This is a genomic window from Spongiibacter sp., from assembly GCF_984394615.1.
On sequence record NZ_CFHTQA010000005.1, the window covers coordinates 1 to 21,753 of the forward strand.

A 21,753-nucleotide genomic window follows, 5' to 3' on the forward strand; every position below is an offset into this window, starting at 1 on the left:
GATGCCGCAGACGCTGGTGGCCGAGGTACCCCCATTGCAGCCGGTGACTCAAGTCATTCGTGAGCAGCTGGGGGATGTTGCGCACCTGATACATCATGATAAGCGGATATATCGTGGTGACTTTGAAACGACGGTAGCGCCTGGACACTACTTCATGATGGGCGATAATCGCGATAACAGCAGCGATAGCCGGGTGTGGGGAGAAGTCCCGGAAGAGAATATTGTCGGCCAGGCCTTTGCTATCTGGATGCACTGGCGGTCATTTTCGGAATTGCCCAGCTTTGATCGCGTGGGACGCATTCGCTGAGAGGAAATGAGCATGAGACAACAGCAACGTGGAATGAGTATGCTGTCATTCGTGATGCTTGCGGGCGTTGCGGTGGTTTTGGGTACCATGGTGGTAAAGCTGGCGCCGATATATATCGACTACTGGTCACTGAGCAAGGTGATTGAAGACGTGGTTGAAGAGAATTCCAGTGGTGACACCTCGCCTGCTCAGGTCAGGCAGGCCTTGCAGCGCCGATTTACTACTAACCGCATAGAGGCGGTGTCACTGCGCGATATCACCATCAAAAACAATGACAAGGGAATTCTGATCGACGCGAGCTACGAAAAACGCGTGCCTTTGTTTATTAATATTGATGCGGTAGTCAAATTCGAAGAAGCCCAGTTCCAGATTCTTCGTTGAATATGAGCCGCTATGCCGCCCTCTATGCCCGTCTGGGCTATGTATTTAGTGACGAAGCATTATTGCAGCATGCACTGACGCATCGCAGCTACGGCCCTGAACACAACGAGCGCCTGGAGTTTCTCGGCGATTCCCTGCTGAACATGATTGTTACGGATGTGCTGTTTAGCCGCTACCCTGGTCTCGACGAGGGTGAGCTCAGCCGTATGCGCGCGGCACTGGTCAGCGGTAAAACGCTGGCTCAGGTCGCGACCGAATTGCAGCTGGGCGACAGTCTGCGCCTCGGTGCCGGAGAGCGTAACAGCGGTGGGCACCGCCGAAGTTCAACCCTGGCAGATGCCGTAGAAGCCTTGTTGGGAGCCGTCTATCTTGAGGCGGGCATGCAGGCCTGTCGAGACTGTGTCATGCGCTGGTTTGCCAGTCGATTGGATCAACTGGACCCCACGGCCAGCCATAAAGATGCTAAAACCCGTTTGCAGGAGTTGCTGCAGGCCCGCAAGCAACCGTTGCCGGACTACCAGCTTTGTGGCACTGAAGGTAAAGCCCACCAGCAGGCATTCACCGTGTCCTGTGTTGTTTCATTATTGAGTGACCCTGTGGTTGCGACGGGAACCAGTCGCCGCAAAGCGGAGCAGGCCGCCGCTGAAGCCGTGTTGGCGCGTTTGGAGAAATGACTATGAGCCAAGAGGCAATGCCCACGCGTTGTGGCTATATTGCGATTGTGGGGCGTCCCAATGTGGGTAAGTCGACCCTGCTCAACCACATTCTGGGTCAGAAACTCAGCATTACTTCCAGAAAGCCCCAGACAACCCGGCACCAGGTGCTGGGAATTAAAACGGAAGGTGATATCCAGGCGATCTATGTCGATACGCCGGGGCTGCATCTGCGTGATGAAAAGGCCATTAATCGCTATATGAACCGGGCGGCCAGCGCGGCGCTGGCAGATGTGGATCTGGCGTTGTTTGTGGTTGATCGCGATCGCTGGACGGATGAGGACGACTTGGTCCTTGAGAAATTGCGCCATGCCGAGTGCCCTGTGGTATTGGTGGTGAATAAAATTGATCGCCTGGCCGACAAGGCAGAGCTGTTGCCGCTTATTGAATCCTTGAGCACGCGCTTTGAGTTTGCCGACATTGTGCCGGTGTCGGCGCTGCGGGGACACAATCGGGATGATCTTGAAACGCTGATTCACGGCTATTTGCCCGAGGGCATTCATCTGTTTCCCGAAGACCAGATTACTAATCGCAGTGAGCGCTTCCTGGCCGCTGAACTGGTGCGCGAAAAGATTATGCGGCAGCTTGGTGAAGAGGTCCCTTACGCCATGACTGTGGAGATTGAGGAATTCAAAGCCTCTCCCAGGCTCATAGAAATTTCCGCACTGATCCTCGTTGAACGCCAAGGGCAGAAGAAAATCCTCATTGGTGAAGGGGGGAGTCGCTTGCGGCAGATTGGTACAGAAGCCCGCAAAGACATGGAAAAGGCGTTTGACAGTAAGGTCATGCTGCGGCTTTGGGTCAAGGTGAAGTCGGGCTGGTCCGATGACGAGCGTGCTCTGCGCAGCTTGGGATATACCGATCTCGACTGATGAGTACGGCGCGCGTTGAGGCAGAGCCGGGCTATGTTCTACATGTTCGCGCGTATCGCGATACCAGCGCCATTATCGATGTTTTCAGTCGCCATCACGGTCGCGTTAGTGCTGTTGCCAAGGGCCTGAAGGCCAATACTAAAGGCAGGCAGCGCTGGCGTGCAGATCTACAGCCGGGCAATTTATTGTTCCTGTCGTGGTCTGGAAGAGGGGAGCTGAAAACGCTCTCGGATGTGCAGCTCAACAGCCGCTTTCCCCTTAAGGGTGATGCGTTGTATTGCGCTTTCTACGTCAATGAGTTGTTGCAGCGCCTGTTACATCCACTCGACCCCCAACCAGATATTTTCTCTCTTTACGGCCAATGCCTGCTGGGCTTGTCTCGCGACCCTGAGCCGGAATTGGCGCTTCGACATTTTGAGTTTGCCCTGCTCAACCAACTGGGGTACGGGGTGGATTTTTCGGCGCTTGATGATTGCCCGGCCGCGAGTGTGGGGTTTCATCCCGAGCAAGGGTTCCTGCTGCCTGAGCTGTTGCCGCCCGATAGCCCCCGATTTCCAGTAGCTGATCTTCAGCGAATAGCCAGCTACGATTTCGACGCAGACAGCCTGAAGGTCGCCAAACAGTTGTCACGGCTTGCGCTGGCGCCGCTGTTGGGTGGGCGACCGCTGAACAGCCGAAAGCTGTTCATGCAGGCGCGAAAGCGATCTTACGAGCAGAAATAGTTAGTCGAACATCACGTCAAGGTCATGTTCTTCATGCCAGGTCTGGAGCTCATCAATGCATCGGAGAACCGCTTGGGCAGCATTCGTTGTGTCGGCAGCGCCGTTATTCAATGCCGCTTCCAACGCACTGGTTGAGGCCTGGAGATGGGGGACGCCGGTATAACAACAGCTACCTTTCAGGCCGTGATTCAGTTGATCCAGCAGCTCCCAGTCACCAATGTGCAAACTCTGCGCAATGTCTCGGCGTTGCGCCGGGAGCTGGTCCAGCAGCATTTTCAACATATCCTTTGCCAGCTCTGGCCTGTTTTTGGACAGCGACAGGCACTGCTTGATGTCTACGGGGCGAGGCACGGTATCGTTATCAATAGGCTCGATGATGTTCGGTAGAGCACACGATGGCGACAGGTGGCGAGCGAGAATTTTTTCCAATTGCGCCTCGTTGACGGGCTTGCTGAGGTAATCATTGATCCCTGCCTCTCTAAGTTGGGACGGGTTGTCCGGGGCAAGATAGGCAGAGATGGCCGCAATAGGGGTGTGGATATTGAGGCCCGTTTCGCGAATTTGTCGACTGGCCTCGATCCCGTCCATTTGCGGCATTTGTATATCGATGAAAATTAATTCAAAGCGCTGGTCCTGGCAGTAGGCAACAGCTTCTATCCCGTTCTGCGCGGTTACCGGTTTAATGCCGAAATCCCCCAAAAAGCTCGACAGAATGTGGAGGTTCGATGGGTTGTCGTCGACGATTAATACGGCACTGCCGCTGTATGCAGTTGATCGCTGATAGGGCTTGGTGCTGTATCCGCTGCGCAGGGCATCAAACAAACGCACATGCGAGACGGGTTTGCTCATCCAAATTCGGCCATCGTTATGCTCGATATCTTCGGCATGTGCACTGAGTACCACCGTCGGATGTTGGCTGTTGTTGGGTGGCAAGTCGCTGGGATCTTCGTCCTTGTCCAGGCTGATCAATGTGTATTCGCATTGGCTGTCAAGCTCAGTGAGTTCGCGGCAGCTATGCACCTCCATACCCCAGCCTTGCAGCAGCGCTTTCAGTGACTCGGCATAGTATTGGCTGCGGTCATAGACGGCGATCCGCTGGCCGTTCAGCGCTGTAAAGTTGCGCATTTCGACTGCGCTGTGGTCTATCGGCAGCCGCAGCGTGAACCAGAAGGTAGAGCCACGTCCCGGCTCACTTTCCAGGCCGACTTCACCGCCCATTTCTTTCACGAGACCTTGTACGATGACCAGGCCGAGGCCGGTTCCGCCATACTGCCGGGTGACCGAGGCATCCGCCTGGGTGAAGTTGCCGAAGATCAGTTTCCGTTGTTCGGCGCTGATGCCGATACCGCTGTCACTGACTTTAAACTCCAGAAGAGCACTTTCCTCGTCGGATTCCTTGCAATGTAAGTCGATGCGAATATGGCCGCAGGGCGTGAACTTGATGGCGTTATTGATCAAATTTGTAAGGATTTGTCGCAGCCTCAAGGAGTCGCTCAGTACACTTTCGGGGCAGTCTGGCTCGATAAACAGCGCGAGATCCAATCCTTTGTCGGCGGCGCCAGGCGCCAGCATAATCAGCGTATCTTCCATCATTTCCCGCAGTTGTACCGGGGCGTTGTCGAAAACGAGCTTCCCTGCTTCCAGCTTCGAGAAGTCCAGGATGTCGTTGATGATCGTCAGCAGATTAGTGGCGCTGTTGCGTATGGTTTCGACGGCTTCTCGCTGACGGCCCTTGATATCGGCTTTGAGTAGAATATTACTGAAGCCCAGTATGCTGTTCAGCGGGGTTCGAATTTCGTGGCTGGTATTGGCGAGAAACTCGGACTTCATCCGGTTGGCGGTAATGGCTTCTCGACGGGCCAGGTCGAGCTCGATATTTTGGACTTCCAGGGTTTCCAGCGTTTCCCTCAGATCGCTGTTGGATTGCTCCAGGTTCTGCTGAAGCTCCTTCAGCGCCTGAATCTGCGAAGCGTTGAGGTGGTTCAACTCCTCCGCAATGCTGGTGAATTCGTCATTGCCGGGCATAAAAAAGTGGATGTCCCGTTCGCCGCTGCTCAGGCGGCGGGCAGCATCTCTAAGTCCTTTTAAGTCACGGCTGATATTGTGGTTTATGTAGCTGAAAATGATGACACAGAACAGCACCGTCAGGCCGAGAAACATCGAGCCGGACAGCAGAGACTGATACTTCATCAGCTCATATTGATGCCAGCTGTAACTCATTTTTGCCCAGCCGAGAACATCGTTGCTGTTCGCAGCGGAGGGCTGATTATTAGGGGGAGTTATCGTCCATACCACGTCTAGCTGTTTGCCATTGTCGACCAGTTGGTAGGGAGTGGAGAGGCTCAAACCTGAAATGTCCGGTGTTTCCGTCGCCGGTCCGGAATGGCTCAGCAACTCCAGGTTTCGGTCGTAGACGCTCACAGCCCGCACACCGTTTTCTTCGAGTGCCGATTGGGTCAGTTCATCAAGCAGGTCATAGTGGCGGTCTTCCAGGGTATGGGCGACGACCACACTGAGCTGGCGCGCAGCGGCCAGTGCCCGGTCCGACATGATGTCCCGGGTGGTCGATAGCTGATTGTGGATGACGTAAATACTGAAGCTCAGGCAAACCGCAAGAACCGGCAGCAGTCCCAGGAAAATGATGAGCCGTTTGAATCCGTAACGCCTGCGCATGGTGAACTGGAGCCTTTCACTGCGGCAATGGTATTATCCCTGCCATTATGTAATGTGTGGTTGCCAAAGTTAGGCAGTATACCAGCGCCTACGATGTCGCAAGTACCGCGCCCACCCGTAACAGAGGCCGGCCCCGAGGTTCCATCTCCATGACAGAATTCCCCACCATAGAGCAATACATTGGCAATACACCTCTGGTGCGATTGCAGCGGCTGGATAACAGCAGCAACACGATTCTGCTAAAACTTGAGGGCAATAATCCGGCCGGTTCGGTCAAGGATCGCCCCGCAATGAGCATGATAGCGCGCGCGGAGGCCCGCGGCGACATTCAGCCTGGAGATACCCTGATTGAGGCGACCAGTGGCAATACCGGTATTGCGCTGGCGATGGCTGCGGCTATTCGCGGCTATAAAATGATACTGATCATGCCGAGCCACATGAGTGCAGAGCGCAAACTGGCCATGGCCGCTTACGGCGCGACCTTGCTTGAAGTCAGTCAGGAAGAGGGGATGGAAGGCGCGCGAGACTTGGCACTTGCTATGCAAGAGCGCGGAGAGGGTAAGGTGCTGGACCAGTTCGCTAATGCGGATAACCCCTTGGCACACTACGAGGGAACCGGCCCCGAAATCTGGGAGCAGACCGGAGGGCGTATTACCCACTTCGTCAGTTCCATGGGAACCACCGGCACCATTATGGGCGTGTCGCGCTACTTAAAAGAGCAAAACCCCGCCATTCAAGTGGTGGGGCTTCAACCTCAGGATGGTTCAAGCATTCCGGGGATTCGTCGTTGGCCCGAGGCTTACTTGCCCAGCATCTTCGATGCGCAGCGTGTTGATCAGCTTATGGATATTGATCAGCAGACGGCGGAGGAGACCATGCGAGCGCTAGCGGCTCAAGAGGGTATTTTCTGTGGTGTCTCGTCTGGCGGTGCAGTGGCTGGGGCCTTACGCCTCAGTCAGGCTGTCGAAAATGCTGTGATCGTTGCGATTATCTGTGATCGCGGTGATCGCTACTTGTCGACCGGCGTGTTCGACAGCACATTGAATTAAGTTGCATCGCGCTGTGAGGCGCCCAGGGTTAGCGTCATGGTAAAAGTCCGCGAGGATTATCCCCAATTGCAGAATGGCCGCGTGGACTTGCCACGTTGGATTGACCGTCTGCCTATTGACCGCAATATCGTCAATAGCGAGGAACTGCTGCGTGCGTTCCAGCTCGCCGAGCACTGTGCCGAGTTACCGGATGCCGGTCCCAGTGGTGTCGTCGATGAAGACGGCAGCAGCCTGTTTACCGCGCTGGAAATGGTGGAAATTCTGGCGGACCTGCATCTTGATCAGGACAGCCTGGTCGCTGCGGCGCTCTACCGCGCGGTGCGTGAGGAGCGACTCCCATTAGAGCAATTGCAGCGAGACTTTGGCCAGTCTGTGGCCAAGTTAGTCGAGGGGGTGCTCGGTATGGCGGCGATTTCCAGGGTTAATGCCGAGCTGGATTTGCCTGTGCTGGGGCAGTCTGAGGCCCAGAGCGAAACCATACGCAAAATGCTGGTGGCGCTTGTCGATGATGTACGCGTGGCGTTGATCAAGCTGGCGGAGCGAACCTCGGCGATTCGCGCGGTAAAGGATCGGCCCGACAAGCGGTATCGGGTTGCCCGTGAAGTCTTTGATATATATGCCCCTCTGGCACATCGCTTGGGGATAGGTCACATCAAGTGGGAGCTGGAGGACCTCAGTTTCCGCTATCTGCAACCCTCCGCCTATAAAAAAATCGCAAAGTTACTCGACGAAAAGCGCCTGGATCGCCAGCGCTATATCGACGACGTCATCAGCCGACTATTCGCAGCACTGGAAGTTGAAGGTATTGATGCGGATATTGCCGGCAGGGCGAAGCACATATACAGCATTTGGCGGAAAATGCAGCGCAAGGGCATTGGTTTCTCGCAGGTCTACGATATTCGCGCAGTGCGGGTGCTCGTGGACGATGTGAAGTCCTGCTATACCGTGCTGGGCCTGGTTCACGGCCTGTGGCGCAATGTACCGAATGAGTTTGACGACTACATTGCCAACCCCAAGGAAAATGGCTATCGCTCGCTACATACGGCAGTGATCGGCCCTGAAGGGAAGGTGCTGGAAATACAGATTCGCACCCGTTCCATGCATGAAGAAGCGGAGTTCGGTGTCTGCTCGCACTGGATGTACAAAGGCGCAGACAAAACAGCGAAGAACAACAACAGTTACGACGAAAAAATTGCCTGGTTGCGGCAAGTGCTGGATTGGCACGAGGAGAGCGGCAGCAGCAGTGACGTGGCCGAGCAGTTTACCCGAGCCCAGGACCGCGTGTATGTCTTCACGCCTGACGGGCATGTGGTCAACCTGCAAAACGGCGCGACTCCCCTGGATTTCGCTTATCACATTCACACCGAAGTCGGTAACCGCTGTCGGGGTGCGAAGGTGAACGGCAGAATTGTGCCGCTGACCTATACACTGAATACCGGTGAGCGCGTTGAAATTCTCACGGGTAAAGACAGTGAGCCCCGCCGAGACTGGTTGCAGAGTAACCTGGGTTATCTTAAAACCAGCCGGGCCCGGACCAAAGTGCAGCACTGGTTTCGTCAGCAGGCGAAAGAGGACAATATCACCGCCGGTCGTGCCTTGCTGGAGAAAGAATTTCGGCGTTTGGCGCTCAATAGCGTCGACTACAAGTACATCGCCGATCAGGCGCATTGCGCCAGTGTTGAAGATATGTATGCGGCGGTCGGCTCGGGTGAAATCAGCACATTACAACTTGTGCGTATTGCCCACCAGCTTGCCGGGCAGAACGATTCGCAAAGCGAAGAGCAGTTGCTGCGTTTGCGGGCGCCTACCCGCAAGGGCAAAGACAGCAACAAAGTGCGCATCAGCGGTGTAGGCAATCTGCTCACCCATTTTGCGCGGTGCTGCAAGCCGCTGCCTGGCGAGGCGATTGCCGGTTACATTACGGTTGGGCGCGGAGTCAGTGTGCACCGACAGGATTGCAGCAAGCTGCTACAGCTCCAGAGCGTAGAGCCGCACCGGATTATTGCTGTGGACTGGGAGCAGGAGCAGATCGACACCTATCCCGTCGATATCGAATTGCGGGCTTTCGACCGTCAGGGACTGCTGCGGGATATCACCTTGCAGCTGGCCACCGAGAAAGTGAATGTCGTGTCTCTGAATACGGTAACCGATACCGCGCAGCATATGGCGACAATGCGCATCCGCTTGGAAATCAGTGATGTGGCTGCGTTGTCAGGATTGCTGAATCGCCTGAATGGGCTGCCCAACGTGGTGTCTGTTGAGCGGGTTCGGGAGGGCGGATGACTGCTGCACGCTTCAGTCTTGATGACCTCCGTCACCTGATGGCGCGCCTGCGCGACCCTGAAGCCGGCTGCCCCTGGGATTTGAAGCAGGACTTTCAGAGCATCGTACCTTACACGCTGGAAGAAACGTATGAGTTGGCGGATGCCATTGCCTCTGAAGACCTCGACCAGATTCGCCAGGAAATGGGCGATGTACTATTCCAGCTGATTTTCTACAGTCGTTTGGCGGAAGAGCAGTCTGCATTTGATTTCGATGACGTCGTAGACGGTATCACCCGCAAGCTGCTCAGACGTCACCCCCATGTGTTTCCGGCGGGTACCCTTGAGAGCCGTCGGAGCAGTGATGCCCCGGAAGAGGCGCAGATCAAGCAGCGTTGGGAAGAAATCAAAGCCGAAGAACGAGGCGAGAAAGCCCAGCACAGTGCGCTGGACGATATTCCCCAGGCACTGCCTGCCGCCAGTCGCGCCAGTAAACTGCAAAAGCGCGCAAGCCAGCTTGGGTTTGACTGGGAAAATATTGAGGGCGTTGTAGACGCACTGCACGATGAGCTGGCAGAGCTGCGCGAGGCCATGCAGGCCGGAGAGCAGGCTGCTATCGAGGATGAATTGGGGGATGTACTGTTTTCCGTCGTTAACCTCAGTAGACATCTCGGCCTGGATGCCGAAGCGACGCTCCGCAAAGCGGGTCAGAAGTTTGAACGCCGGTTTCGTTTTGTTGAGGCGCGGGCGGAAGTAAGTGAGGGCGTCAGTGCCACGCCCCGCAGCCAGCTAGAAGATTTCTGGCGCGAGGCGAAGGAAGCTGGGCTGTAAGCTGGCCCGGCAAGTCCCGTTTCAGTGCTTGTTCTGCTCCTGACTGAGGTGTTTTTCCGCGAGACTTAGATACCGCGGAGTGGGCCCCACGTCCTCATACATTGGATCACCCAGCTCATCCGTGGCAACGATTTTGTCCCCGCGAACGTAGGGCATCATGCTTTCCACCTCATTCAGCGATGCGCTGAGCAGGTCCGTAATCAGCTCTTCAATATCCCGGCGGGGATACAGCTCAGCCAGTGCTTTCAGCTTGGCAGCATCCTCTACCGGTAGTCTGACCCGGTACTCTTCCTGGGTTAGTGTGCCGCTGGCCGTTTTTTCCCAGAGCGATAACAATTCACGTAGTTTCATTGCTACTCCCGTGCTTGCTGGCTTAGTCACTCTAATACTAGGCCTGTTGCCGGAAAAAGCACCAGCAACAGGGCTGTGAATTCTGCGTCTGTTGGGTATGAAAGGGCCGTGTTAGAGTGGTTGAGTTAGCTATCCTCGACTTTCGTAGACTTGTGCCTCGCCCCATAGCTGTGTATCGTTGCAGCCATTAAATGCTGCTCGAAACTGCACTACACCGTGCGTTTGCACCGATAATCTGTACACCGGATATTCCCGCGAGCTTTGACTGAAAGCGCACTCGCGGCGTTAAGCTATCACCTTGATCTGGCAGTGACTCGTGCGGCTCATTCCGCTTTTACCATGCTTTGGGAGTTAGACCATGCGCGTAATTTTGTTAGGGCCTCCGGGGGCCGGAAAAGGGACTCAGGCCCAATTCATTACCGAGAAATTCGGTATCCCCCAGATCTCTACCGGTGACATGCTTCGTGCCGCAGTAAAAGCGGGTTCGGAACTGGGTTTGAAAGTGAAGGACATTATGGCCTCAGGCGGCCTGGTGTCTGATGACATTATTATCGCGTTGGTCAAAGAGCGCATTACGCAGGAAGACTGCGTCAATGGTTTCCTGTTCGACGGCTTCCCCCGCACGATTCCTCAGGCAGAAGCGCTGCAGAGTGCCGGTGTGACGATCGATCATGTGCTCGAAATTGCAGTGGCTGACGAAGAAATCGTTACTCGCATGAGTGGACGTCGGACCCATGAGTCATCGGGTCGGACTTACCATGTTGTCTACAATCCGCCCAAAGAAGAGGGCAAGGATGATTTGACCGGTGAGCCGCTGATTCAGCGCGAAGACGATAAAGAAGAAACCGTTCGCAACCGTTTGAATGTCTATCACGAGCAAACCAAGCCGCTGGTCAATTTCTACAGCGAGCTGGGTGGCGACGATGCGCCGAAGTACGCTCGCATTGACGGCGTAGGCAGTGTCGATGAAATTACCCGCCGCGTGCTGGAGGCCCTGCAGGGCTGATGTTTACGCAGTATCAAAACGGCGCCTAAATGGCGCCGTTTTTGTATCTGTTGAGAAAGACTAAAAACGGATTGTCTGGATTTTCGTATAATCCTCGCAATGGTTTTTTATCTGTGGATATATAGCATATGAAGTCTGCGCTGGTTTTCATCAATCTCGGTACGCCCGACAGCCCATCGACCCGCGATGTACGGCGCTTTCTCAAGGAGTTTCTCTCTGACCGCAGGGTTGTTGAGGTGCCATGGCTTATTTGGCAGCTTATCCTCCGCCTGATTATCCTGCCCTTTCGCTCGCCGCGCGTATCGAAGGCTTACCGACAAATCTGGTTTGGCGATACTTCCCCGCTCAAGCATTTTTCTTCAAGCTTGGTTGAAGGGGTGCGAGAAAAAGTTACTCAGAGTTACCCGGATGCGGATATCGACGTGCGCTTGGCGATGACGTATTGCGCGCCGAGTCTAGATAGCCAAATCAAAGCTCTTTGCGATGCCGGTGTGGAAAATATTTTGTTTGTGCCGTTGTATCCGCAGTACTCCGCAACCACAACCGCCGCTGCGTTGGATGCCATTGCCCGCAGTTTTAGCAACATCCGTAATATTCCTCAGTGGTCCTGGGTCAGAAACTACCACCATCACCCAGATTACATTGCGGCCTTAGGAGAGAGTGTCAGAGCGCATTGGCAGCAGCATGGGCGTGCCGAGAAGCTGCTGATGTCATTTCATGGGATCCCAAAGCGGAATATTGAATTGGGTGACCCGTATGAGCAGCATTGCGAGGAAACTGCTGGCGCCGTCGCGAAATATCTTGGCTTAAGCGATGAACAATGGCTGCTGACTTATCAGTCCAGGCTGGGTAAGGCAGAGTGGTTGACGCCCTACACGGACAAAACGGTAGAGTCGTTGCCGGGGCAGGGTTGCAAGAGCCTCGACGTCATGTGCCCGGCGTTCGCAGTGGAATGCCTGGAAACATTGGAAGAGATTGATGGCGAAGCCAAGGAAATTTTTACGCATCATGGCGGTGAAGCGTTCAACTACATTCCTTGCTTGAATGATTCTGATGCCCATCAGCAGTTCATGCTGGAGCTGTGTCGCCCTTTCCTGGATAGCGTCACAGGCAAAGGCGTCCACTAAGTAACATTTGTTTATTTGCGTGTTATTTTGTCGATGCACCCTGCATAACTAATTAGGAGAATAACAATGCCAGGCAAAACGCAACTCTCTGATCTTGTTAAGAAGGCCGAGGATGGTTTGCGCAGGGTTGAGGGGATGATTGACCGAGAGCGCAAGACACTGAGCGAGGCGAAGAAAAAATGGGAGAGCGCACAGGCAAAAGCCAAAGCGTCCACTCGTGCTGCTGAACAAAATGCGGTTAAACGGGCAAAAGCCGCTGTAGATAAGGCAAATCAGCGATTAAAGACGCTTCGTGGGCAAATGGACGAGGGGCGCGCGAATCTCTCCGACTCGCGTGTTCTCGCTAAGATCAAAGCTTCTGAGGTTGCGGTTCGACAGAAGCTTGAAGAGCGGGCCAGTGCCTTGGCGAGTCGAACCGAGGCAGATCTTGCCAAAGCGGTGAAAGCTTTCGAACAGCGGTTTATGAAAAAGCGTGCAATAGAAGATAAAAACAAACTTGCTGATATTGAGAAAAGCTTGCAGGCCAAGCATCGTCAGGCCGTGAAGCAATTGGCCTCGAAATTAAATGACCCGGAGGTTTTGCAGGAGTCCGCGGCGCCTGGCGGCAGAAAACAAAAGGCCGTCGTAAAAAAGACAACTGCAGGCAAGAGGAAAGCGCCGGGCAAACAGGCCACTGCCAAAAAGGCGGTCGCGCCTAAAGGCGCGATGAAGAAAAAGGCCGCTAAAAAGACGACTGCCAAAAAAGCCGTTGTAAAAAAGAAAGCAGTTGCCCCCAAACGCGTGGCAAAAAAGGCCTCAGCGAAGAAGGCTGCGGCCAAAGCCAAGACAGCAAATTAAAATCACTCCCGCCGCCCATTTTATCGCGGGCCTGCCTTGCGGCCCGCTGCTTCAGTGCTCATAATAGCCGCCCTCATTTGCGCCTCCGCGCCGACAATTTCACGTGGCCTATCGTAGGGGTCACCACTGACAAGGATTCAGGCAATGCCCGTTATTACCCTCCCAGACAACAGTATCCGAGAATTTGATGCGCCGATCAGTGTTGAAGGCGTTGCAGCAGACATCGGTCCCGGTTTGGCCAAAGCTGCCCTGGCTGGGCGCGTCGATGGTCGACTGGTCGATACCAGCTATGTGATTGAGCACGACGCTGAGCTGGCAATTATCACTGATCGTGACGAAGATGGCCTGGAGGTCATTCGTCATTCCACCGCCCACCTGATGGCGATGGCTGTACAGGACCTGTTTCCCGGTGCCCAGGTAACGATCGGGCCGACCGTCGAGGACGGTTTTTACTACGATTTTGCTTTTGAGCGAGCATTCACACCGGAAGATCTCGAGAAAATCGAGGCGCGCATGGAAGAAATTGCCGCACAAGACTTGCCGGTCGATCGTGTGGTGATGCCGCGTGATGACGCTGCCGCGCTGTTTGCTGGTATGGGTGAAGAATACAAGGTTCAAATCATCAAGGAATTGCCGGAAGGCGAGGAGATCTCACTTTACCGTCAGGGTGAGTGGATGGATCTCTGTCGCGGGCCACATGTTCCCAGTACCGGTAAGCTCAAAGCGTTCAAACTGACGAAGGTCGCGGGAGCATACTGGCGTGGTGACCATAATAACGCCATGCTTCAGCGGATTTACGGCACGGCCTGGCCGAACAAGAAAGCACTGAAGGCTTATCTCAATCGTATTGCCGAGGCGGAAAAGCGTGATCACCGCAAAGTAGGTAAGAAATTAGACCTCTTCCATATGCAGGAAGAAGCGCCGGGTATGGTGTTCTGGCACCCCAAAGGTTGGAGTATCTATCAGGCCGTAGAGCAGTACATGCGTGAGCAGCAGCGTCGCCAGGGTTATCAGGAGATCAAGACGCCGCAGGTCGTGGACATTTCATTGTGGGAAAAATCTGGCCACGCTGACAAATTCAGCGATGGTATGTTCCGGCTTAGTGCTGATGAGCGGGAGTTCGCGGTTAAGCCGATGAACTGCCCCTGCCATGTCCAGGTATTTAATCAGGGCTTGCGCAGCTACCGTGACCTGCCGCTTAGATTGGCCGAATTTGGGTCCTGTCACCGCAATGAACCGTCGGGCTCCCTGCACGGTATTATGCGTGTGCGAGGCTTTACCCAGGATGATGCCCATATTTTCTGTGCAGAAGAATCGATTCAGGCCGAAGTGGCGCAGTTCATCGACTTTCTGCACGATGTCTATGATGACTTCGGTTTTACCGAGGTGATTTACCGTCTGTCGACGCGTCCCGAGCAGCGGGTCGGTAGTGACGAAGACTGGGACCGTGCTGAACAGGCACTTGCTCTGGCGCTAGACAGCAAGTCGCTGCCTTGGGAGGAACTGCCGGGTGAGGGTGCGTTCTACGGGCCAAAAATTGAGTTCTCGCTCAAGGACTGCATCGGCCGGGTATGGCAGTTGGGAACGATTCAGGTCGATTTTTCAATGCCGGGTCGTCTCGGTGCCCAGTATGTGGATGAGTCAGGACAGCGTCGCACGCCGGTTATGTTGCACCGGGCGATCCTCGGTTCCTTCGAGCGCTTTATCGGTATTTTGATCGAGCATTACGAAGGCGCATTCCCTCTGTGGTTGGCGCCAGTGCAGGCGGTCATCTGTAATATTACCGATGCCCAGGCAGAATATGTCACTGAAGTAGAAGAATTCCTGCAAGATCGAGGGTTTAGAGCCGAGTCGGACTTGAGAAATGAGAAGATCGGCTTTAAAATCCGCGAGCACACCATACAGAAGGTGCCGTATATCCTTGTCGTGGGCGACAAGGAAGTTGAAAACCGAACTGTAGCGGTGCGCGCAAGAGGTGGTGAAGACTTGGGTTCCTTGTCATTTGACGAGCTGAATCAAGTTCTCACTGACGGCGTGACTGCTCGCAGTCGTGCAAATTCGGAGAGTTAGCAATTAAACGCGATAACGGAAAAGGGCGCAGTAAACGCGCACTGATAAACCAAGATATCGAAGCCAGCGAAGTCAGACTGATTGACGCTGAAGGCAACCAGGTTGGAATCGTTCCCCTTTCTCAGGCATTGACTGCCGCACAGGAAGCGGAGTTGGATCTGGTGCAGATTGCGGACTCTGATCCGGTAGTCTGTAAAATCATGGACTACGGCAAACATGTTTTCGAGGCCAAAAAGCAGCAAGCAGCGGCCCGAAAAAACCAGGTTCGTACTCAGGTTAAGGAAATCAAATTCCGACCTGGGACGGATGACGGGGATTATCAGGTAAAACTGCGCAACCTGATACGTTTCCTCGAGCACGGGGACAAGGCCAAAGTAACGCTACGTTACCGCGGTCGTGAGATGGCCCACCAGGAACTAGGCATGCAGTTGCTGCAGCGAGTGGAAGCAGACCTCGCTGAGTACGGCGCTGTAGAGCAATATCCGAAGATGGAAGGCCGTCAATTGACAATGGTTATCGCCCCCAAAAAGAAAAAGCAGTGAGCTCATAGGGCCTGCTTGAACGATTGATACAAATGCGGAGTATCTAACGATGCCAAAAGTAAAAGTACACAGTGGGGCGGCTAAGCGCTTCAAGAAAACCGGAAGCGGCTACAAGCGTAAAAGCGCTCACAAAAGTCATATCCTGACCAAGATGACCACCAAACGTAAGCGTCAGCTGCGTGGCACCAGTGCTGTCCATAAGTCGGACAAGGTTCTGGTTGACCGCATGCTTCGCGCTATCTGATTACCGTCATCATTTTAAGAAGGAATAGACTATGCCCCGCGTAAAACGTGGTGTGACAGCACACCGTCGTCACAAAAAAATTCTGAAACAAGCCAAGGGTTACTATGGTGCGCGCTCGCGTATTTACCGTGTTGCCAAGCAGGCGGTAATCAAAGCAGGTCAATACGCTTACCGTGACCGTCGCGTTAAGAAGCGTACTTTCCGTGCTCTGTGGATTACCCGCATCAATGCCGCCTCTCGTGCCAACGGCTTGACTTACAGCCGCCTGATCGCTGGCCTGAAAAAGGCGGAAATCGGTCTGGACCGTCGCGTACTGGCCGATCTGGCTGTGCACGACAAAGAAGCCTTTGCTGCCGTGGTAGAACGCGCGAAAACAGCTCTGGCCTAATTTCAGCCTTCCGTCTCGCGGAAGCTGAAATCGCAATCAGATAGGGAAAGGGCGTCGCTCTTTCCCTATTTTTTTTCCGGGCGAGTAACGCCCAATGATGATAACGCCTGGTACCTGAGTCGGGAGTGGGTAATGGAGAATCTTGAAGCCTTGGCCGCCGAGGCCGCAGCAAAAATTGCCGCTGCGGAGGAAGGGCGAGCGCTGGAGCAACTGCGGGTTGATTACCTCGGTAAGAAGGGGCAGATCACCGAGCTGCTGAAAGGGCTGGGAAAACTGTCTGCTGAAGAGCGGCCCGCTGCCGGTGCAGAAATAAACCGCGTTAAACAGACGCTGGCCGAGCAGATCGCCGAAAGAAAAGCGGCTCTGGAATCTGCTGCGATTGCCGCCAAACTCGCGGCAGAGACCATCGATGTCACTCTGCCGGGCAGAGGGCAGCAATTGGGCGGCTTGCACCCGGTGACGCTAACAATCGCCCGTATCAGCGAATTTTTTGGCGGTATTGGCTTCGATGTGGCTGAAGGGCCTGAGATCGAAGATGACTACCACAACTTTGAAGCGCTCAATATTCCTGCTCACCATCCGGCGCGGGCAATGCACGATACCTTCTACGTGAGTGAGGGCACCGTGCTACGTACACATACGTCGCCGGTACAGGTGCGAGTGATGGAAAGTAGCGAACCGCCGCTGAAGCTGATTTGCCCCGGTCGTGTGTATCGTTGTGACTCCGACCTGACTCATACGCCGATGTTTCATCAGGTTGAGGGGCTGTTGGTAGACAAAGAAAGCAGTTTTGCCGACCTGAAGGGTATGCTCGAATCGTTTCTGCGCGCCTTCTTTGAAAAGGACCTGGCCGTCCGCTTTCGGCCCTCGTATTTCCCTTTTACTGAACCTTCAGCGGAAGTCGATATTCAGTGCGTAATGTGTGGTGGAGACGGTTGCCGGGTATGCAGCCACACTGGCTGGATTGAAATTTTGGGCTGCGGAATGGTCCACCCCAAAGTCTTTGAATACTCCAAAATCGATCCGGAACAATACTCAGGCTTTGCCTTTGGTATCGGCGTAGAGCGCTTGGCAATGTTGCGCTATGGGGTGAATGACCTGCGATTATTTTTCGAGAACGACCTGCAGTTCCTCGGGCAGTTTAACTAGCGATTTCTCTGGCGCGCAGGCTGTAGCCTGCAACGGTAGACAGTGATAACGGATAGAGCATGAAATTCAGTGAGCAGTGGTTACGGGAATGGGTGAATCCGGGCATCGACAGCGATGACCTGTCGGCGCAGCTGACAATGGCTGGGCTTGAGGTTGACGCTATGGAGCCCGTTGCCGGCGCGTTTACCGGCGTGGTAGTCGCAGAAATTGTTGATGCGCAGCAACACCCTGATGCCGATAAGTTGCGTGTTTGTCAGGTCAGCGACGGTGAGCAGCGCTATCAAATTGTTTGTGGGGCATCCAACGCCCGCCCGGGAATAAAAATTCCCATGGCGAAGGTTGGGGCTGTGCTGCCTGGCGATTTCAAAATCAAGAAAGCCAAGCTGCGCGGTGTGGAGTCCTTCGGCATGCTGTGCGCTGAGCAAGAGCTGGGTATGGCTGAACAGTCCGATGGCCTTATGGAGCTGCCCAGTGATGCGCCTCTGGGTGACGACATGCGTCATTACCTTGGCCTAGATGATCGGCTGTTTGAGCTGGGGTTGACCCCAAACCGGGCAGACTGCCTCAGTATTCGTGGGGTGGCCCGCGAAGTGGCTGCTCTGAATACCATGCCGTTTGCCGAGCCCGCACAGGCGGCAGCGCCTGTTGCGATTGCCGACGTGCCGTCGGTCTCTATTGCTGCGCCAGCGGATTGTGCGCGCTATGCGGCACGTATTGTACGCGGGATTCGTCCCGGCGTGGAAAGCCCGCTATGGTTGCAAGAGAAACTGCGCCGCAGTGGCGTGCGCAGCATTGACGCCGTAGTGGATATCACCAATTTTGTCATGCTGGAGCTGGGGCAGCCCATGCATGCTTTCGATTTGTCTACGCTGTCCGGTGGCATTTGTGTGCGTCATGCCGTCGAAGGGGAGTCGCTGGAGCTGCTGGATGGCCAGACCCTCAGCTTAAACGGCGACAGTCTGGTGATCGCCGACGATGAAAAAGCCTTGGCTTTAGCCGGTATTATGGGCGGCGAGAAAAGTGCAGTCAGCAGTAATACCACCGACTTGCTGCTGGAGTCGGCGTTCTTTACCCCAGAGAAATTGGCGGGGCGTGCTCGCAGTTACGGCTTGCATACGGATTCCTCGCACCGCTTTGAGCGCGGAGTGGACTACGAGTTAGTCGAGCGCGCGATGGAGCGGGCCACTAACCTTATCCTCGAAATTTGTGGAGGAGAAGCCGGTCCGATTGTGGTGGAAGAAAGCGAGGCGCTTCCTGTGCGAGGCGACGTTTCACTGCGGGAAGCGCGCATCGAAAAAATGCTGGGGCTGGCCCTGTTGCCGAAGGATGTAGAGCAAATCCTGACCGGATTGGGAATGGCAGTGGTGCGCACCGAGCAGGGGTGGACGGTAACGCCGCCCAGCTGGCGCTTTGATATCGCGATTGAAGTCGATTTGTTGGAAGAACTCGCGCGCATATACGGTTACAACCGGCTGCCTGTGAAGCCGGTGTATTCGGCATTAGATATTTCGCCATCGAATGAAGCGGATCGCTCACCCATGGAGCTGCGCCAGCAACTGGTTTCCCGTGGTTATCAGGAAGTGATCAGTTACAGCTTTGTTGATCCGGTTCTGAATGCGGAGCTTTCTGAGCGTGACGATTGCGTCACGCTATTGAACCCAATCAGTGCCGATATGGCGCAAATGCGTGATTCATTGTTGCCGGGGTTGCTGAAAACGGCGGAGTACAACAGCAAGCGCCAACAGTCGCGGCTGCGTTTCTTTGAAATTGGACAACGCTTTGAGCCGGGTGAAACGCTCGCACAGGTTCCGACGCTCGCAGCTTTGCTCTCAGGCCGCCGAGAGCCGGAAAGCTGGTGCGGTTCCGGTGACTTACTGGATTTCTTCGATCTGAAAGGCGACCTGGAAGCCCTGATGGCGCCCGCAGCGGCACCGCTGAGTTTCAAAGCGGCACAGCACAAAGCGCTGCACCCAGGGCAGACCGCAAATATCTGGAGTGGCGACAAGCGGGTAGGGCGTATCGGTGCACTCCACCCCAGCCTGCAGGCGAAGCTTGATCTGCCCAACCCGGTGTATTTCTTTGAAATCGATCTGGATGTGCTGCTTGCGCGAACAGTGCCTGCGTTTGCACCGGTATCTCGCTATCCCGAAGTGCGTCGCGATATTGCCGTTATTCTTCCGCGCGATATGGCGGCGAGCGATGTACTCTCGGCCGTGGAAAATGCGGCTGGAGAGGCTCTGGTCAACTTGAAGCTCTTTGATATTTATGAGGGTAAAGGTATTGATCCAGAAAGAAAAAGCATGGGGCTGGGCTTGACGTACCGGGATTCATCACGCACTCTTACCGAGGAAGAAGTCACCCAGTCTGTCGAAGCGGTTGTGCGGTCTTTGCAGGAACGCTTCGGTGCCAGTCTAAGGAACTGAATGCGATGACGTCCCTCACCAAGGCAGAAATGGCCGAGCGTCTCTATGAAGAGCTCGGTCTCAACAAGCGTGAGGCGAAAGAACTGGTCGAGTTGTTTTTTGAGCAGATTCGCCACTGTTTAGAGAATAATGAACAGGTCAAAATTTCCGGTTTTGGCAATTTTGATCTGCGCGACAAAAGTCAGCGCCCTGGGCGCAACCCGAAGACCGGCGAAGAAATTCCGATATCCGCACGGCGCGTGGTGACATTCCGGCCAGGCCAGAAATTAAAATCCAGGGTAGAGGACTATGCTGGAACCAAGTCATAACGACGAACTGCCACCGATTCCCGGCAAGCGCTATTTCACTATCGGTGAAGTCAGCGAACTGTGCTCTGTAAAGCCGCATGTGTTGCGGTATTGGGAGCAGGAATTCCCGCAGTTAGCGCCGGTAAAGCGGAGAGGGAATCGCCGCTATTACCAGCATCAGGACGTGCTGATGATTCGGCAGATCCGCAGTTTGCTGTACGAGCAAGGGTACACTATCGGTGGCGCGCGTCAGCGCATGTCCGGTGATGAAGCCAAAGAGGATTCATTGCAGTCTAAACAGCTTATTCGTCAAATGCTTACAGAGCTGGAAGAATTAGCAAAACTTCTGAAAAGATAGTTCACAGAGCCGTATTCTTGGGGTATGATTCGTGCCCTCATTTCGGGGCGTAGCGCAGTCTGGTAGCGCACCACACTGGGGGTGTGGGGGTCGCAGGTTCGAATCCTGCCGTTCCGACCATTACATGAAAGGGTCGCCATAAGGCGGCCCTTTTTTGTTTGCTTCTCTTTTGTTCTTCTTCTTCTTCTTCTCTCCCTGCCTGACAGTTGGCTAATCCAGGCGTCTGGGGCTTAGTCCTGCACGACGGTTTGCCGGTACGGCGGGCCGGCTTTCTGTTAGTAGAAAAAAACTTAACGCTAACGAAACTGGTATGACGCTTTTCCGGGGCGCCTTATCGCTAAGCCGTTGAATGAATTTAAAAAATATCTCTCCCTCGTCGTCAGTATGGCGCCCCTATGTTACATGTGTTAGAAAAAAGAGGCTTTTGTGAATCTAGTCACTATATTCAATACGTAGTTACGCGTATTATCACTACGTATAACGAGAAAAAGTCGGTCTGAGAACCGATAAAGACAAGAATAAGCCGGCCATTGAGTTGGTGATTGGATCACGTCTGGAGGACTTACCGTGAAATTAATATCTATAAAAAAACTGTCGTTGGCGGCTGCTGTCGCATCGGCGTCTTCATTTTCTACAGCGGGTCCGCTCGCTCCTATCCTTGACCCCCTGGCATCAAGCCTGGCGGGAACTCCGCTGGAAGCTCTGGTTGGCCCCTTGGGCGAGTTGGATGCGCAGTTGTCTGCGCTGGACTCCGGTAGCAATCCGCTGCAGCCTGTGCTGGATCAACTGGGAAGTGCAGGTGGTGACAACCCTCTCCAGCCGATTCTGGACCAATTGCAGGGCGCTGCTGCTGGTGGCGGTGATAACCCGCTGCAACCGCTGCTTGACCAACTGCAAGGTGCCGGTGGTGGTGACAACCCGTTGCAGCCGTTGCTGGATCAACTGGCCGGCCTGAGTGGCGGCGCTGGCGGTGGTGACAACCCACTGCAACCGCTGCTTGACCAACTGCAAGGCGCTGGTGGCGGTGACAACCCGCTGCAACCGCTGCTGGATCAACTGGCCGGCCTGAGTGGCGGCGCTGGCGGTGGTGATAACCCACTGCAGCCTCTGCTTGACCAACTGCAAGGCGCTGGTGGCGGTGACAACCCGCTGCAACCGCTGC

The 21,753-nt window shown here is 54.7% G+C and carries 22 protein-coding genes and 1 tRNA gene; 21 read left to right on the forward strand and 2 right to left on the reverse strand.

All coding sequences use genetic code 11. From position 1 onward, the window contains the following. The 5 genes from lepB to recO form a co-directional block, all read left to right on the forward strand. Positions 1-307, forward strand: a 307-nt coding sequence (lepB, locus tag AC5DB9_RS03270) for a signal peptidase I (protein WP_491732026.1), incomplete at its 5' end; no start/stop codon positions are given. Between the two features lie 12 nt (positions 308-319). Next, entirely contained in the window at positions 320-688 is a 369-nt protein-coding gene (locus AC5DB9_RS03275) for a DUF4845 domain-containing protein (protein WP_169530738.1), read from the forward strand. A gap of 2 nt (positions 689-690) precedes the next feature. Then, positions 691-1,362, forward strand: coding sequence for a ribonuclease III (gene rnc, locus AC5DB9_RS03280; protein WP_272994127.1), 672 nt, complete (start codon positions 691-693; stop codon positions 1,360-1,362). A 2-nt stretch (positions 1,363-1,364) separates the two neighbouring features. Then, on the forward strand, positions 1,365-2,273 hold the full coding sequence (gene era, locus AC5DB9_RS03285) for a GTPase Era (protein WP_272994128.1): 909 nt from the start codon (positions 1,365-1,367) through the stop codon (positions 2,271-2,273). Further along, on the forward strand, positions 2,273-2,995 hold the full coding sequence (gene recO, locus AC5DB9_RS03290) for a DNA repair protein RecO (protein ID WP_272994129.1): 723 nt from the start codon (positions 2,273-2,275) through the stop codon (positions 2,993-2,995). Before era ends, recO begins: the two co-directional genes overlap by 1 nt. On the opposite strand, the gene AC5DB9_RS03295 is transcribed toward recO, so the two are convergent. Beyond that, positions 2,996-5,668: an ATP-binding protein gene (locus AC5DB9_RS03295; RefSeq protein ID WP_272994130.1), complete on the reverse strand. Its 2,673-nt coding sequence runs from the start codon at positions 5,666-5,668 to the stop codon at positions 2,996-2,998. A gap of 149 nt (positions 5,669-5,817) precedes the next feature. Between AC5DB9_RS03295 and cysM the strand changes: the two genes are divergently transcribed. From cysM to mazG, 3 genes are read left to right on the forward strand one after another with little or no spacing between them, the layout of a single operon-like run. Then, entirely contained in the window at positions 5,818-6,717 is a 900-nt protein-coding gene (gene cysM, locus AC5DB9_RS03300) for a cysteine synthase CysM (RefSeq protein WP_272994131.1), read from the forward strand. A 36-nt stretch (positions 6,718-6,753) separates the two neighbouring features. After that, entirely contained in the window at positions 6,754-9,000 is a 2,247-nt protein-coding gene (gene relA / locus AC5DB9_RS03305) for a GTP diphosphokinase (protein WP_272994132.1), read from the forward strand. After that, positions 8,997-9,809: a nucleoside triphosphate pyrophosphohydrolase gene (gene mazG, locus AC5DB9_RS03310; protein ID WP_272994133.1), complete on the forward strand. Its 813-nt coding sequence runs from the start codon at positions 8,997-8,999 to the stop codon at positions 9,807-9,809. The genes relA and mazG overlap by 4 nt, the downstream gene beginning before the upstream one ends. 21 nt (positions 9,810-9,830) lie before the next feature. On the opposite strand, the gene AC5DB9_RS03315 is transcribed toward mazG, so the two are convergent. Next, the gene (locus AC5DB9_RS03315) at positions 9,831-10,160 is read right to left on the reverse strand and encodes a hypothetical protein (RefSeq protein WP_022960510.1); all 330 of its coding nucleotides are present in this window, start codon (positions 10,158-10,160) and stop codon (positions 9,831-9,833) included. A gap of 358 nt (positions 10,161-10,518) precedes the next feature. Between AC5DB9_RS03315 and adk the strand changes: the two genes are divergently transcribed. The 13 genes from adk to AC5DB9_RS03380 all read left to right on the forward strand — a co-directional run. Further along, entirely contained in the window at positions 10,519-11,166 is a 648-nt protein-coding gene (gene adk, locus AC5DB9_RS03320; RefSeq protein WP_022960511.1) for an adenylate kinase, read from the forward strand. Positions 11,167-11,294: 128 nt separating this feature from the next. Continuing rightward, positions 11,295-12,293, forward strand: coding sequence for a ferrochelatase (hemH, locus tag AC5DB9_RS03325; protein ID WP_022960512.1), 999 nt, complete (start codon positions 11,295-11,297; stop codon positions 12,291-12,293). A 66-nt stretch (positions 12,294-12,359) separates the two neighbouring features. Next, positions 12,360-13,130, forward strand: a complete 771-nt coding sequence (locus AC5DB9_RS03330) for a hypothetical protein (protein ID WP_272994134.1) — start codon at positions 12,360-12,362, stop codon at positions 13,128-13,130. 144 nt (positions 13,131-13,274) lie between these two features. Continuing rightward, the gene (gene thrS / locus AC5DB9_RS03335) at positions 13,275-15,200 is read left to right on the forward strand and encodes a threonine--tRNA ligase (protein WP_272994135.1); all 1,926 of its coding nucleotides are present in this window, start codon (positions 13,275-13,277) and stop codon (positions 15,198-15,200) included. A 41-nt stretch (positions 15,201-15,241) separates the two neighbouring features. Further along, entirely contained in the window at positions 15,242-15,742 is a 501-nt protein-coding gene (gene infC, locus AC5DB9_RS03340) for a translation initiation factor IF-3 (RefSeq protein ID WP_281168410.1), read from the forward strand. Between the two features lie 49 nt (positions 15,743-15,791). After that, on the forward strand, positions 15,792-15,986 hold the full coding sequence (gene rpmI / locus AC5DB9_RS03345) for a 50S ribosomal protein L35 (protein ID WP_022960515.1): 195 nt from the start codon (positions 15,792-15,794) through the stop codon (positions 15,984-15,986). Positions 15,987-16,017: 31 nt separating this feature from the next. Then, on the forward strand, positions 16,018-16,374 hold the full coding sequence (rplT, locus tag AC5DB9_RS03350; RefSeq protein WP_022960516.1) for a 50S ribosomal protein L20: 357 nt from the start codon (positions 16,018-16,020) through the stop codon (positions 16,372-16,374). Between the two features lie 132 nt (positions 16,375-16,506). Beyond that, complete coding sequence (gene pheS, locus AC5DB9_RS03355; protein ID WP_022960517.1) at positions 16,507-17,523, forward strand: phenylalanine--tRNA ligase subunit alpha; 1,017 nt, start codon at positions 16,507-16,509, stop codon at positions 17,521-17,523. A 59-nt stretch (positions 17,524-17,582) separates the two neighbouring features. Then, positions 17,583-19,946 (forward strand): phenylalanine--tRNA ligase subunit beta, encoded by a 2,364-nt coding sequence (gene pheT / locus AC5DB9_RS03360; protein WP_273009192.1) that lies wholly within the window; start codon positions 17,583-17,585, stop codon positions 19,944-19,946. A 5-nt stretch (positions 19,947-19,951) separates the two neighbouring features. After that, entirely contained in the window at positions 19,952-20,254 is a 303-nt protein-coding gene (gene ihfA / locus AC5DB9_RS03365; RefSeq protein WP_022960519.1) for an integration host factor subunit alpha, read from the forward strand. Continuing rightward, positions 20,235-20,591, forward strand: a complete 357-nt coding sequence (locus AC5DB9_RS03370; RefSeq protein WP_022960520.1) for a MerR family transcriptional regulator — start codon at positions 20,235-20,237, stop codon at positions 20,589-20,591. The genes ihfA and AC5DB9_RS03370 overlap by 20 nt, the downstream gene beginning before the upstream one ends. 43 nt (positions 20,592-20,634) lie before the next feature. Next, a tRNA-Pro gene (locus tag AC5DB9_RS03375) sits at positions 20,635-20,711 on the forward strand. A 447-nt stretch (positions 20,712-21,158) separates the two neighbouring features. Then, a partial coding sequence (locus tag AC5DB9_RS03380; protein ID WP_483263653.1) for a hypothetical protein occupies positions 21,159-21,753 on the forward strand: 595 nt, incomplete at its 3' end.